The organism is Undibacterium paludis (assembly GCF_022568815.1).
Lineage (GTDB): Bacteria > Pseudomonadota > Gammaproteobacteria > Burkholderiales > Burkholderiaceae_D > Undibacterium.
The window spans coordinates 360,314-373,578 of the sequence record NZ_JAKZHX010000003.1 but is presented as its reverse complement, the minus strand read 5'-3'; the positions used below and the strand labels follow the sequence as shown (position 1 = coordinate 373,578).

At 51.7% G+C, this 13,265-nt stretch carries 13 protein-coding genes; 12 read left to right on the top strand and 1 reads right to left on the bottom strand.

All coding sequences use genetic code 11. The features are described from left to right. Positions 1 to 452 precede the first annotated feature (452 nt). The gene (locus LZ463_RS08395) at positions 453 to 653 is read left to right on the top strand and encodes a DUF3079 domain-containing protein (RefSeq protein WP_241455147.1); all 201 of its coding nucleotides are present in this window, start codon (positions 453 to 455) and stop codon (positions 651 to 653) included. A 27-nt stretch (positions 654 to 680) separates the two neighbouring features. On the opposite strand, the gene paaX is transcribed toward LZ463_RS08395, so the two are convergent. Beyond that, positions 681 to 1,601, bottom strand: a complete 921-nt coding sequence (gene paaX / locus LZ463_RS08390; RefSeq protein ID WP_241455146.1) for a phenylacetic acid degradation operon negative regulatory protein PaaX — start codon at positions 1,599 to 1,601, stop codon at positions 681 to 683. A 202-nt stretch (positions 1,602 to 1,803) separates the two neighbouring features. Between paaX and paaA the strand changes: the two genes are divergently transcribed. The 11 genes from paaA (at position 1,804) to LZ463_RS08335 (ending at position 13,237) form a co-directional block, all read left to right on the top strand. Beyond that, positions 1,804 to 2,799, top strand: coding sequence for a 1,2-phenylacetyl-CoA epoxidase subunit PaaA (paaA, locus tag LZ463_RS08385; RefSeq protein ID WP_241455145.1), 996 nt, complete (start codon positions 1,804 to 1,806; stop codon positions 2,797 to 2,799). A gap of 26 nt (positions 2,800 to 2,825) precedes the next feature. Beyond that, a complete protein-coding gene (gene paaB, locus LZ463_RS08380) occupies positions 2,826 to 3,110 on the top strand; it encodes a 1,2-phenylacetyl-CoA epoxidase subunit PaaB (RefSeq protein ID WP_241455144.1) in 285 nt (94 codons plus the stop codon). A 43-nt stretch (positions 3,111 to 3,153) separates the two neighbouring features. Then, a complete protein-coding gene (gene paaC, locus LZ463_RS08375; protein WP_241455143.1) occupies positions 3,154 to 3,909 on the top strand; it encodes a 1,2-phenylacetyl-CoA epoxidase subunit PaaC in 756 nt (251 codons plus the stop codon). Next, positions 3,903 to 4,439, top strand: a complete 537-nt coding sequence (paaD, locus tag LZ463_RS08370) for a 1,2-phenylacetyl-CoA epoxidase subunit PaaD (RefSeq protein WP_241455142.1) — start codon at positions 3,903 to 3,905, stop codon at positions 4,437 to 4,439. The genes paaC and paaD overlap by 7 nt, the downstream gene beginning before the upstream one ends. Before the next feature lie 46 nt (positions 4,440 to 4,485). Then, positions 4,486 to 5,562 (top strand): 1,2-phenylacetyl-CoA epoxidase subunit PaaE, encoded by a 1,077-nt coding sequence (gene paaE, locus LZ463_RS08365; RefSeq protein WP_241455141.1) that lies wholly within the window; start codon positions 4,486 to 4,488, stop codon positions 5,560 to 5,562. Continuing rightward, on the top strand, positions 5,563 to 6,354 hold the full coding sequence (paaG, locus tag LZ463_RS08360) for a 2-(1,2-epoxy-1,2-dihydrophenyl)acetyl-CoA isomerase PaaG (RefSeq protein ID WP_241455140.1): 792 nt from the start codon (positions 5,563 to 5,565) through the stop codon (positions 6,352 to 6,354). A 4-nt stretch (positions 6,355 to 6,358) separates the two neighbouring features. Next, positions 6,359 to 6,835: a hydroxyphenylacetyl-CoA thioesterase PaaI gene (gene paaI, locus LZ463_RS08355; protein WP_241455139.1), complete on the top strand. Its 477-nt coding sequence runs from the start codon at positions 6,359 to 6,361 to the stop codon at positions 6,833 to 6,835. Positions 6,836 to 6,892: 57 nt separating this feature from the next. Continuing rightward, complete coding sequence (gene paaK, locus LZ463_RS08350; RefSeq protein ID WP_241455138.1) at positions 6,893 to 8,221, top strand: phenylacetate--CoA ligase PaaK; 1,329 nt, start codon at positions 6,893 to 6,895, stop codon at positions 8,219 to 8,221. A 61-nt stretch (positions 8,222 to 8,282) separates the two neighbouring features. Further along, positions 8,283 to 9,485, top strand: a complete 1,203-nt coding sequence (pcaF, locus tag LZ463_RS08345) for a 3-oxoadipyl-CoA thiolase (RefSeq protein WP_241455137.1) — start codon at positions 8,283 to 8,285, stop codon at positions 9,483 to 9,485. A 43-nt stretch (positions 9,486 to 9,528) separates the two neighbouring features. Continuing rightward, positions 9,529 to 10,128: a phenylacetic acid degradation protein PaaY gene (locus LZ463_RS08340; RefSeq protein ID WP_241455136.1), complete on the top strand. Its 600-nt coding sequence runs from the start codon at positions 9,529 to 9,531 to the stop codon at positions 10,126 to 10,128. Positions 10,129 to 10,405: 277 nt separating this feature from the next. Further along, on the top strand, positions 10,406 to 13,237 hold the full coding sequence (locus LZ463_RS08335) for an ATP-binding protein (RefSeq protein WP_241455135.1): 2,832 nt from the start codon (positions 10,406 to 10,408) through the stop codon (positions 13,235 to 13,237). The last annotated feature ends 28 nt before the right edge of the window (positions 13,238 to 13,265 follow it).

The window sequence follows — 13,265 nt, the reverse complement described above, 5'->3', positions numbered from 1 at the left end:
TAAAATTTCAATAGCTCCAACAACCAATTCACCAATTCACCCTCCTCGCAACGATCACGCGACTGGCCTTCTGCTCTCTCGTCTCGATCAGGGCTATCCTCACTGTACCCCCACTGTTTCATCGTTCAACCATGGTCGTGAATCGTGATCCTCCCGTGCCAGCCTGCTTCGCAACCCCGCACTCTTTTGCAATCAGGTGGTTTATGGGTGATTTCCTTCAGGCTATATGTCTGCCTGTCGAAGGTCTGGCATGTGCCAGGAATACACGCTTGGAAAGCGTGATGCCGTTCATGTGAAATGGGGCATGGTGTGCCGACACTAACATCAATAATCTGATCGCTAACAACCTGCAGCCATCAACTGTTTTGATCTGAAGCAGGTTTCCTGAAGTTATAAAACTCAAACCATGAGCTCTGCTGCATAATCTGTGATGCAGATGCGTTGTGGCCCACATGACAAAAAAATTTCCTATTCTTCCTAAAAATCCCGAGCGTATATGCTGGGGTTGCGACAAGTATTGTGCGGCCGATAAACTTATATGTGGTAATGGAGCAGACAGGACAGCACATCCAGTGGAATTGTTTGGTGCAGATTGGCTGGAATGGGATGGCACACGCGAAATAAAACCCCTATTACCCGATGTTGCCAAGTAAGTTTTGCTGCTTGTCGAATGGCGACTTTCAAGCGGCGATTTCAAACCTCTTGCGCAAATGCAGCCAGGCTTCAGACCTGTAGTTCTGGTCTAGCGCCGTTTTAAGTAATTCTTCCGCTGGCACCATGCAAGTCTGGTAAAGCTGGCGGCAGAGCAGGTAAGCCTGCTCTCCCATCCAGTCATCGGGCCTCAAGCTGAGAGGTAAATGCGGATCATGCAATTGCGCACGGCGAAAGCTGTGTATCAATAAACTGCGTATGGTAAAAGCAGCTTGCTCAGCCAGTTCATACCTGTCAAGCAAAGCCGACAGTGGCGAAAATGTCGCTATAAAATGCTGATAACTGGCATTGACTTCATCGAGTTGCCAATGTGTGGCAATCAATGATGAAAGTGGACGTCCCTGGATTTTTTCATTGTCAGTGGCATTGCAAATTATTAATTGATCTGTCAGACCATTACGTTTCAGGATATCTTCCAGTACCGTCATGTCTGCCTGCGGATGTGCAAAGATGCCGGTATTGATCATGCGAAAACCTGCCCAGGATAATTCTTTCTTTAAACTGGCTCTATTGCCCGCAACATTGTCGTCACTATTCATGATCAACAGGGTCCAATGTTGATCCCAGTCAGTATTTTGCGATGCGTAGACACGCTTGTAGGCATGCTGGAGGCGGGCATAGCTGGACTCTGCCAGTTGATAGCTGCTGCGTCGGCCATCACGTCTGGCTTCCAGCCAGCCTTCTTCTGCCAGCCTGAAAACACTGGTGCGTACCAGTCTGTCGCTGATCTCAAAGTGGCCCATGAGTGAGATCAGGCTACCTAACCAGATACTGCCTCCATGTGGGGCGATGGCATCGCCAAAAACTGTCATGACCAGGGATTTCGCCCTTGGCGGGTCACTTTTCAGTTGCTGGTCTATCCATTCCTGAATTTTTAAGGCAGTTGGCATGCGGTGAGATTATTGGCTCATATTCTAGTTAGACAGATTTTACCTATGGTGAATGTGTCGCGGGATAAAAAGCCTGGTTTGAAATTAAAATGATACAAAATATGTTTTGTTTTATAAAAAACTGTATCATATTATTTATTGATGCAGATCAATCGCAAACCAGTATTCCATTCCCTATGATCAGGGACGAAGGAGTTTTCTCATGTACGCACAGTTGGTAGAAACCGGACTGACCCGGATTAAGACGACAGAGGAGTTGACTGAAGCAGAGCGCATTTTCCAGGAAAGGATAGATGCCGGTGTCAAGATTGAAGCCAAGGACTGGATGCCGGATGCTTACAGGAAAACCCTGATCAGGCAGATTTCCCAACATGCGCATTCAGAGATCGTTGGCCAATTGCCTGAAGGCAACTGGGTAACACGTGCGCCCACCCTGAAACGTAAATCCATCTTGTTGGCAAAAATCCAGGATGAGGCAGGTCATGGACTTTATCTTTACAGCGCAGCAGAAACCCTGGGTGTGTCGCGCGACAGCTTATTGGCCGATTTGCACAGCGGCAAAGCAAAGTATTCGAGTATTTTCAATTACCCGACACTGAGCTGGGCAGATATGGGGGCAATCGGCTGGCTGGTTGACGGCTCTGCCATCATCAACCAGATTCCCCTGTGTCGTTGCTCTTACGGCCCTTATGCGCGCGCCATGATACGTGTCTGCAAGGAGGAGTCTTTCCATGCACGTCAGGGTTACGACATCATGATGACGCTTTGCCGCGGTACGGCAGAGCAAAAAGCCATGGCCCAGGATGCCTTGAATCGCTACTGGTGGCCAGCGCTGATGATGTTTGGCCCCTCGGATGCTGCTTCAGTCAATAGCGCACAATCGGCGCAATGGCGCATCAAATTATTTTCCAATGATGAATTGCGTCAGCGCATGGTCGATCAGACTGTGCCGCAAATTGAATATCTTGGACTGGAATTACCTGACCCTGCAATCAAGTGGAATGAAGAGCGTGGTCATTACGATTTTGGCGAAATTGATTGGGACGAGTTTTATCAAGTCCTGAAGGGGAATGGGCCTTGTAATCGTGAACGTCTGCGCACACGCGTCAAGGCTTATGAAGATGGCGCCTGGTTTCGCGATGCTCTGCAGGCACATGCAGACAAGCATGAGCAGAAAAAACAACCTGTCCGGGCATGAGATGCAAAAAATAGTGGAGAGAAATCATGAGTAAAGAATGGCCATTATGGGAAGTTTTCATCCGCAGTCAGCATGGTCTGGCGCACAAGCACGTCGGTAGCTTGCACGCACCTGATGCCGAAATGGCGATCAATCATGCACGTGATGTGTATACCCGTCGTAATGAAGGTGTAAGCATCTGGGTGGCACGCGCCGGTGACATTTTTGCCAGCAGTCCTGGTGACAAGGAGGCTTTGTTTGAACCTTCAGACAGCAAGGTGTACCGTCATCCGACTTTTTTCCCCATGCCGGAAGAAGTCAAGAATCTCTGAATAATGTCCCGCTGCTTACCCAATTTCTGTACGGAGAATTGACATGTCAGATGATAAGTTCAATTATGTTTTACGTTTGGCAGACAATGCGCTGATCCTGAGTCAGCGCCTGTCGCAATGGTGTGGCAAGGGCCCTGCTTTGGAAGAGGATATGGCCCTGACCAATGTGGCCCTGGACCTGATAGGCCAGGCCAGGTTGTGGTATGCCTATGCCGCTGAACTTGAGGGCAAGGGGCGTACTGAAGATGACCTGGCTTTTTTGCGTGATGCTCACCAGTTTCATAATTTTCTGCTGCTGGAACAACCAAACGGCAACTATGCAGACACCATGACACGGCAGTTTCTGTTTGATGCATGGCATTACCACTATCTGCAAGCCTTGTGCGCTTCCGGTGATGAGCGCATTGCAGCTATTGCTGCCAAATCATTGAAAGAGGTCACGTACCATCTGCGCCGCAGCAGCGACCTGCTGGTCCGTCTTGGCGATGGTAGCGACTTGAGTCATCAACTGATGCAGGCTGCACTCGATGAGCTCTGGCGTTTTACAGGTGAAATGTCGGTTGCTGATGAGCTTGACCTGGCCATGCATGGTGCGGGTATTGCGCCTGATCTGGCTATGATCAGGCAGGCATGGGTGGCGCATGTGGCAAGCGTTGCGGCTGATGCTACCTTGCGTTTGCCCGATGCCAATAGCTGGATGCACAAAGGTGGCAAACAGGGAGTGCATACAGAACATATGGGATATCTTCTGGCCGAGATGCAGTTTTTGCAGCGTGCCTACCCGGGGGCGCAATGGTAAGTTTGTCTGATGAGATTGCTGCTACTCCTGAACAAATCTGGCAGTGGCTGGGTGAGGTCAATGATCCTGAGATACCTGTCATATCGGTGACGGACCTGGGAATAGTCCGAAAAGTGGAACTGCTGACACCCAAGCAGGGTAAACAAGCGCAATGTGCGATCACGATTACGCCTACCTATTCCGGGTGCCCGGCAATGGACGTCATCGAGCAGGAAATCCGTGCGCAATTGCGGACGCATGGCCTGCACGCTGTCCACGTCATTTACCAGTTGTCGCCAGCCTGGAGCACCGACTGGATGACAGCGGAGGGCAAGCGGAAACTCCGTGACTACGGTATCGCCCCTCCGCAACAGCAGGTCATCGATATCAGCGCTATTCTGCGGCCCAGGCAGGACGATATTGCCATTGTGTGCCCGCAATGCGGTTCAGATCAGACGCAACTGGTCAGCCAGTTTGGTTCCACGTCCTGCAAGGCGCTATATAAATGCCGCTCTTGTCTGGAACCGTTTGACTATTTCAAGCCGCATTAAGAATTTCGCATTAAGAATATAAATAATCCGCCTGGAGAATAAACGCATGAGCAAGTTTTATCCACTGACCGTCAGCGATATCCGGCCCGAGACTCGTGATGCACTGGTGCTCAGTTTTTCAGTTCCTGCTGATTTGAGGCCACAGTTTTTGTATAAAGAAGGGCAGCATCTGACTCTGCGGGCGCAGATAGACGGGCAGGATGTCAGGCGTTCTTATTCGATTTGTGCGGCAGTACAGGATGCGCAATTGCGTGTGGCAGTCAAGCGCGTGCAGGGAGGAGTATTTTCCAACTGGGTACATGAAGGGCTAAGTGCGGGCATGAGTATTGATGTCATGCCTCCCATGGGGCATTTCAACTTGCCGCTGGCCGCGGAGCAGAAACATCATTACCTCGCGTTTACCGCCGGTAGCGGCATTACACCAATTTTGTCCATCATCAAGACCACCTTATTGAGCGAGCCGCATAGTCGGTTTACCCTGGTCTATGGCAACCGCGCCTCTTCTGCTGTCATGTTCAAGGAAGAACTGGCTGCACTCAAAGACAGCTTCTTGCAACGATTGAACCTGATCTACATCATGAGCCGTGAGCAGCAGGATATCGCCTTGTTCAATGGCCGCATTACTGAAGATAAATGTAATGACCTGTTTGATAAATGGATCGCTGTTTCTGACTTTGATGCTGCCTTTATCTGTGGACCGGAAGACATGATGCACGCAGTCAGTGCTTCGTTGCAAAAAAATGGCATGTCCAGGGACAAGATCAAAGTCGAGCTATTTGCCGCCAGCATACCAGCGCATAAGCATGTTGCCAGTGCCAAGCCTTTGCCGGGCAAAGCCAGTTGTGCCGTAACGGTGATCATGGATGGTCATCACACTCACTTCGAGATGGAAAAAGACAGGGAGTCAGTGCTCGATGCTGCATTGAAGCTTGGCCATGACATGCGTTATTCTTGTAAGGGTGGCGTTTGTTCCACATGCCGCTGCAAGATCATTGAAGGCAAGGTTGATATGGACAGGAATTACGCGCTTGAAGACTATGAAATAGCACGCGGATTTGTACTGACATGCCAAAGCTTTCCTGTCAGTGATACCTTGACCCTTGATTTTGATAGTGAGAATTGAATGACTTATGCCAATATTCTGTTTGACATCAGGGATGGCATTGCCCATCTGACCCTGAATCGTCCGGACAAGCTCAATAGTTTCACCGTTGCCATGCATCTGGAGATTCAAGCCGCGTTGGCTGCCATACGTGCTGATGATAGCGTGCGCGTGATGGTGTTGACCGGTGCCGGTCGTGGTTTTTGTGCCGGCCAGGATTTGTCTGATCGTGCCGTCTCAGCTGAAGGTGAAGCCCCTGACCTGGGCGCTTCGGTTGAAAAGTACTATTCACCACTGGTACTGGCTCTGCGCAATCTGCCCATACCCGTGATATGCGCCGTCAACGGTGTTGCTGCCGGTGCCGGGGCAAACTTGCCTCTGGCTTGTGACATTGTACTGGCTGCTCGTTCAGCCAGTTTTGTTGAAGTGTTTTGCAAGCTGGGTCTGATACCCGATACAGGTGGCACCTACTTCCTGCCACGCGCCCTGGGAACAGCACGTGCCATGGGCGCAGCCATGCTCGGAGCAAAAATCACGGCAGAACAGGCTGAGCAATGGGGGTTGATCTGGAAATGCGTCGATGACCTGCAATTGCAGGAGGAGACCATGAACCTGGCCAGGCATTTTGCCTCGGCGCCAACCATGGGGCTGGCTTTGACCAAGCAGGCCATCTATGCCAGTTCGCAAAACAGCCTGGAGCAACAGTTGGCGCTGGAAACCGCCATGATGCGCGAATTGGGGCAAAGCCATGATTATCGTGAAGGTGTTGCTGCCTTCATGGAAAAACGTGCGCCACAATTCCTCGGGAAATAAGAGCATGAATTCCACACAGAAGGTGGCAAAAGACAGTCAGCAGATGGCTGAAATGACAGCGGCCGCGATGTTCGCCAGTGATGCTGCCAGCCGTGGACTGGATATGCAGATACTGTCTGTGGCTGAGGGCAGGGCGACGCTGAGCATGTGCGTCGGGCCATTCATGCTCAATGGCCACCAGACTTGCCATGGGGGCTATTTGTTTACCCTGGCCGACAGCGCATTTGCCTTTGCCTGCAATAGCCGCAACAAGGTTACCGTTGCCGCCGGCTGCAGTATAGACTTCCTGGCGCCAGGGCGCGAAGGGGATGTGATCACGGCCACCGCGACAGAGCAATCATTGACGGGGCGTACCGGTATCTACGATGCGCGTCTGACCAATCAAAATGGGCAGGTGATAGCATTATTTCGTGGTAAATCACATCAACTTAACGGTGAGGTAGTACCAGGACTGATATTGCAACAGGCTGCAACAGAGTAAAGTAGAGGACCAGGGCAGGCGATCGACCTTTAGATTAAAACCGGCAGGAGACCAGGAATGTCAGACAATACAGACAGAAAAACTGCAGCAGGTCTGGATGCAATAGAAACAGCAAGCAAGGATGAATTGCAGGCCCTGCAATTGCAGCGCCTGAAATGGACGCTCAATCATGTTTATCAACATGTGCCACACTATCGCGCCAGTTTTGATGCTGCCGGTGTTCATCCCGATGATTTGAAGAGTCTGGCTGACCTGGCAAAATTCCCCTTCACGGGCAAGAAGGAATTGCGTGACAATTATCCGTTTGGCATGTTTGCCGTGCCGCGCGAACAAGTCGTACGTGTGCATGCGTCAAGCGGGACGACTGGCAAACCCACAGTCGTCGGTTATACGCAAAAAGACATAAGCAACTGGGCGGACCTGGTGGCGCGTTCAATCCGTGCTGCCGGTGGGCGGGCTGGTGATATTGTCCAGGTTTCTTACGGCTATGGCCTGTTTACCGGTGGCCTTGGCGCTCACTACGGCGCAGAACGCCTGGGATGCACCGTGATACCCATGTCTGGCGGGCAGACTGAAAAGCAGGTGCAACTGATACAGGATTTTAAGCCTGATATCATCATGGTAACGCCTTCCTATATGCTCAATATTGTTGAAGAAATGACGCGTCAGGGTATTGCTGCGGCAGACACATCACTGAGGATAGGCATCTTTGGTGCAGAGCCATGGACGGAAGCCATGCGTACAGAAATCGAAACCCGAGCCGGTATTGATGCTGTCGACATTTACGGCCTGTCTGAAGTCATGGGGCCGGGCGTTGCCAGTGAATGCATAGAAAGCAAGGACGGGCCGGTGATATGGGAAGATCACTTCTATCCGGAGATCATCAACCCTGATACGGGTGAAGTTTTGCCTGATGGCGAAGAAGGTGAGTTGGTTTTCACTTCGCTGAGCAAAGAAGCTTTTCCTGTCATACGCTATCGTACGCGCGACCTCACGCGCTTGCTGCCGCCGACTTCACGGGCGATGCGTCGCATGGGTAAAATCACCGGACGCTCTGATGACATGCTGATCATACGTGGCGTCAATCTCTTTCCCAGTCAGGTTGAAGAGCTGATACTCAAACATCCGCAACTTGCACCCCAATATCAACTGATCGTGAGCCGGGACGGGCATCTCGACAAACTCGATATAATGGCCGAATTACGCCCGGAAATCTCAGGGAACATATCTGAACAGGATGTGGCTAATTTGAATCAACAACTGACACATCACATAAAAACCTTTATTGGTGTCAGTTGTCATGTCAACATACTGGCTGCCAACAGCATAGAGCGGACGATGGTGGGTAAGGCCAGGCGTGTTGTCGATAAGCGTCCCAAGACCTGACTATTCTGTGCATGTGGGCGTGCTTACAGTAAAACTACATTAAAAAAAACAAGGACGACACATGAACGCATGGATTTGCGACGCAATCAGAACCCCTTTTGCCCGCTATGGCGGCGCCATGGCCAGCCTGCGCGCAGATGATCTGGCAGCCTTGCCTATCAAGGCACTGATGGAACGTAATTCCGGTGTGGATTGGAGCCTGCTCGATGACGTGCACTATGGGTGCGCTAATCAGGCCGGCGAAGACAATCGCAATGTAGGGCGCATGGCAGCTTTGCTGGCCGGTTTGCCGGTTGAAGTGCCGGCGAATACAATTAATCGCCTGTGTGGTTCCAGCCTTGATGCAGTTGGCATAGCAGGGCGTGCCATCAAATCAGGTGAGGCATCGCTGGTCATTGCCGGTGGTGTTGAAAGCATGACGCGCGCCCCCTTTGTCATGGCTAAGGCCGACAGTGCCTTTTCACGAACGGCCAGGATAGAAGACACCACCATAGGCTGGCGCTTTGTGAATGCCGTCATGAAGAGCAGGTATGGCATAGATTCCATGCCCGAAACAGCAGAGAACGTTGCAGAACAATTTGGTGTATCACGTGCCGATCAGGACGCCTTTGCCCTGCGCAGTCAGCAACGCTGGGCGGCAGCCCACGCAGCAGGTTTTTTCGACAAAGAAATCCTACCCGTCAGCATTGAGCAAAAAAAAGGTGACAATCTGTTGTTTACAACCGATGAGCATCCGCGACCTGATACAGATATCGCCATGCTGGCGCGCCTGAAGGGAGTGGTCAGACCTGATGGCACGGTTACGGCAGGTAATGCATCCGGCGTCAATGATGGTTCCTGTGCCTTGTTGCTGGCATCTGATGCTGCGCTCGTACAGCATGGCTTGAAGCCGCGTGCCCGCTTTGTCGGCATGGCCACGGCTGGCCTGGCACCGCGTATTATGGGTTTCGGCCCAGCGCCGGCAACCCGTAAGTTGCTGGCACAGACTGGCCTCAGTCTGGCGCAGATGGACGTTATTGAGCTCAATGAAGCCTTTGCAGCCCAGGGACTGGCAGTCATGCGTGACCTGGGCCTGGCTGATGACGCCCTGCAGGTGAACCCGAACGGTGGTGCAATTGCGATAGGCCATCCTTTGGGTGCTTCCGGTGCGCGCCTGGTGACCACCGCCCTGAACCAGCTGGAACGCATCAATGGTCGTTACGCCTTGTGTACCATGTGCATAGGCGTGGGGCAGGGAATAGCCTTGATCATCGAGCGGGTTTGAGCACGGCTGAATGTGATCAGATATGTTGTGATAGGGGCCAGATATGAAAGTATATGCGATTGATGGTGTCATACCGGTCATAGACCCCACTGCCTATGTACATCCCAGTGCTACGCTGATTGGTGATGTGATAGTCGGGCCGGATTGTTATGTTGGCCCGTCTGCCAGTCTGCGCGGGGATTTTGGCCGTGTAATACTGGAGCGCGGTGCAAATGTGCAAGACACATGCGTGATGCATGGCTTTCCTGATAGCGAAACCATCGTCGAGCAAAACGGCCATATCGGTCATGGCGCCGTATTGCATGGCTGCCGTGTAGGCCGCAATGCACTGGTCGGTATGAATGCGGTCATCATGGATAATACTGTCATTGGTGAGTCATCAATAGTTGCCGCCATGTCCTTCATCAAAGCTGGTTCTGCCATCCCCCCTCGTAGCCTGGTCATGGGAGCGCCTGCGCGTGTGGTGCGCATTTTGCGCGATGAAGAAATTGCCTGGAAAGCTGAAGGTACGGCGCAATACCATGCCCTGACACGACGCTCTCTCGCTGGCATGCAGGAAGTTGAAGCCCTGACCGTAGTAGAAGACAACAGGCCACGTATTGCGCATGCAGCTGGTTTGCCAGCATATGATGTCAAACCCTGACCCGGGCAGATCAACTGTGATTGTCCTCCGCCCGTTGCAAAAAATGGATTCGTCCTGCATTCCCCATGTTCACAGGATTTGCCATTTATTGTCAATTAAGAATGATGTCGACCATGGTTGGGTGTCTTGATCGTCACAAACACTTGTTTTTTGTTAACATTGTTCAAATGCTGGTGCCTTGATACGGATGAGCCCAATTTTCCCATGTATCTGATACTATTTCTGTGGCAGGGCTTAAACCGATTCTCTTTCCTATTTCAAACCCAGTACTGATCCCATGGAAATGTTCGTTACAGATGACGAAGTAAAACAATGGGAATGCGAACTGCCTTGTTTGCAAGGGTATGAATTGCTGCAAATGACCGTCAGACTGGCCTGGCATTTGCGTCAGCGAGATACAAACCGGGCGCTGAGACTGGTTGATGCTGCTCAGCAGTTGCAACTGGAATTGTCACAATCTTCCACAGGCGCTGTCAATGCGGATTCCAGTACAGAACTGATGCAAGCCCGGCTCTTGCTGGTCCGGGCAGAGGCGGCCTGGTTGTTTGGTGAATTTGATCATGCCCAGCAACTGGCTGAAAAAAGCCTGCAGTTGTCGACACTGGAGACCACGCGCTACACAGCCGTGCTGGCAACTGACACCTATTATTTGCTGGCCTGTGTCGCCTTGCAAAGGGGTGACATGCAACTGGTGGAAGTCGAGCTGGAAAGGGCGATATTGCTCGCTCGTCAGGCTGAGGACGGTGTACGTGAGCTGGTGGCAGAATCCCTGCTGGCCAACCAGACAGCGTTGCGCAACCTGCCATTGGCACTGGAGCGTTGGGGGGCAAGCCGTCATCCTGAGCGAAAGACGGAAGATCCTCTCCTTGCCAGCTATATTAATGAATTTCTGATTTATACCTACTCGCTGACCAGTGATTTCGCCCAGTCTGCCGCGCGTGGTATTCAGGTATTTGAATTTGCCCGCCAGTACGGGCAAAAGAGACGAATGATCAGCGTCGCCAGCAATATCGGTGACTCGTTCAATAATATGCGCGACCATCAGGCCGCATTGCGCTGGATGCAGGAAGGGCTGGATCTTGCCAGGGAGACAGGCTGGCCGAACAGCATTGCCAGTTGCCTGGTCCAGATGTCAGAAACCCTGCGTCGCCTGGGACGACTCGACGCGGCCAAAGAGATGCTGGAAAGCGCCTTCCCCATACTGAATGATGTCGTCGGTTCGCGTGCCCATTTGCTGGCCTTGCGCTATTTAGGTGACTTGTCGCTGGACCGGCAGGACTATGACACAGCACTTAAGAGTTTTACGGAACTGATGTTCTGGGCGGACGACAAAAATCACCTGGATTTTCGTATAGGTTCACGCCGTGGTTATGCGGCAGCGCTGTCACAACTGGGGCAGGCGCAGGAGGCTCAGAAGGTGGCGCTGGAAGCACTGGAACTGGCGCGCCACAGTACCGACAGTTATCGGCATATTGAGGTTTTGCGCGTACTGGCTGCCTTGCATGCGCGTCATTTTTTGCCTGTGCCAGACCAGATGCAGGCTGCCAGTGCCACTTTATATTATCTTGGCCTGGCACTCGATATCGCCACGCATATCAGCGGCTTTACCGTACCCGGTGAATTGTATGAAGAGCTGGCCCATGCCCATGCCAAGACCGGCAACTTTAGCGAAGCTTATGAATATAGCTGCGAAGCCATTATCTCGCGCGAGAAAATTCATAAGCAAGAAGCGGCAAATCGCATCAATGCCATGCAATTGAGTCAGCAGACCGAGCGCATGAAGGCAGAGAGTGAGCATTTGAGGCAACTGGCTGCAGCAGAAGCCGAGCGCGCCGAAGTTTTGCAACAGACCAGTGTCGTGCTGGAAAAGCTTGGTGCCATCGGGCAAGAGATTACCGGCAGTCTGGACGCTGCCGCAGTCTTTGAAGCACTGAATCGCCACGTGCATAGCTTGTTGCATGTCACTGCCTTTGTCATTTACCTCATGAATGACGATCAGCAAAGCATGACCTCGGCTTTTGGCGTGGAAAATGGTGTGCCTATAGAGCCTGATACGGTCTGTATGTCGAGCACTGTCTCCAACTCGGTACGCTGCGTGAAAGAAGGACGCGAGATCGCCATCGACATTGCTGCCGAAGATGAATTACCCGGTTTGATACCGGGAACTGAAATGGTGCACAGCATGCTGTTCGCGCCTTTGATCATTGGTGAGCGGGTGCTGGGGGCAATGACCATACAGTCCTCAAAGCAGTTTGTCTATGGCGAGCGTGAAAAGATGATATTCCGTTCACTGTGTGCCTATGGCGCCATCGCACTAGGCAATGCCGATGCTTATTTGCGTCTGCAAAAAACCCAGGAGCATTTGCTGGCGCAAGAGAAACTGGCTGCGCTGGGTTCTCTGGTTGCCGGTGTCGCACATGAATTGAACACCCCCATTGGCAATTGTCTCCTGGTTGCCAGTACCTTGCAGGATGGCAGTCGTTATCTGATCAGCAAATTGGCTGGGCAAACCTTGCGCCGGTCGGACCTCAGTAATTTTTGTGAAGAGGTCAAAACGTCGTCTGAGATACTGATGCGTGGCCTGAGCAGTGCGGCGACCCTGGTGAGCAGTTTCAAGCAGGTAGCGGTAGATCGCACATCAGAGCAGAGACGCAGTTTTGACCTGCGCCAGGTTCTGCATGACATCATTGCCACCCTCAATATACGCATTACCCAGACTGGTCACAGCATGGATCTGGACGTCCCCTACAACATACATATGGACAGTTATCCTGGGTCTTTAGGGCAGGTGATTACCAACCTGGTTGAAAACTCCATCCTGCATGCCTTTGAAAAGCGTCAGGCTGGACATATGCATATCAATGTGACGCAACTTGACGGTCAACGCGTGCTGATTGAATTCAGTGACGACGGTGTCGGCATACCGGAAGAAAACCAGAAGCGCATTTTTGATCCCTTTTTTACAACAAAACTGGGACAGGGCGGTAGTGGTTTGGGTTTGAATATTTGTTATAACATTACTACCTCCATTTTGCATGGAAACCTGACTGTCAAGAGCCATCTGGGTGTGGGAACCAGCTTTTATCTGGATTTGCCGCTGGTTGTATAAAATTTTTCGTTATTTGGATCCGATAATT

Excerpts from the sequence above, each read along its gene's own strand:
- LZ463_RS08395 (WP_241455147.1), top strand. The coding sequence starts at position 453 with ATGACAAAAAAATTTCCTATTCTTCCTAAAAATCCCGAGCGTATATGC.
- paaX (WP_241455146.1), bottom strand. The coding sequence starts at position 1,601 with ATGCCAACTGCCTTAAAAATTCAGGAATGGATAGACCAGCAACTGAAA.
- paaA (WP_241455145.1), top strand. The coding sequence starts at position 1,804 with ATGTACGCACAGTTGGTAGAAACCGGACTGACCCGGATTAAGACGACA.
- paaB (WP_241455144.1), top strand. The coding sequence starts at position 2,826 with ATGAGTAAAGAATGGCCATTATGGGAAGTTTTCATCCGCAGTCAGCAT.
- paaC (WP_241455143.1), top strand. The coding sequence starts at position 3,154 with ATGTCAGATGATAAGTTCAATTATGTTTTACGTTTGGCAGACAATGCG.
- paaD (WP_241455142.1), top strand. The coding sequence starts at position 3,903 with ATGGTAAGTTTGTCTGATGAGATTGCTGCTACTCCTGAACAAATCTGG.
- paaE (WP_241455141.1), top strand. The coding sequence starts at position 4,486 with ATGAGCAAGTTTTATCCACTGACCGTCAGCGATATCCGGCCCGAGACT.
- paaG (WP_241455140.1), top strand. The coding sequence starts at position 5,563 with ATGACTTATGCCAATATTCTGTTTGACATCAGGGATGGCATTGCCCAT.
- paaI (WP_241455139.1), top strand. The coding sequence starts at position 6,359 with ATGAATTCCACACAGAAGGTGGCAAAAGACAGTCAGCAGATGGCTGAA.
- paaK (WP_241455138.1), top strand. The coding sequence starts at position 6,893 with ATGTCAGACAATACAGACAGAAAAACTGCAGCAGGTCTGGATGCAATA.
- pcaF (WP_241455137.1), top strand. The coding sequence starts at position 8,283 with ATGAACGCATGGATTTGCGACGCAATCAGAACCCCTTTTGCCCGCTAT.
- LZ463_RS08340 (WP_241455136.1), top strand. The coding sequence starts at position 9,529 with ATGAAAGTATATGCGATTGATGGTGTCATACCGGTCATAGACCCCACT.
- LZ463_RS08335 (WP_241455135.1), top strand. The coding sequence starts at position 10,406 with ATGGAAATGTTCGTTACAGATGACGAAGTAAAACAATGGGAATGCGAA.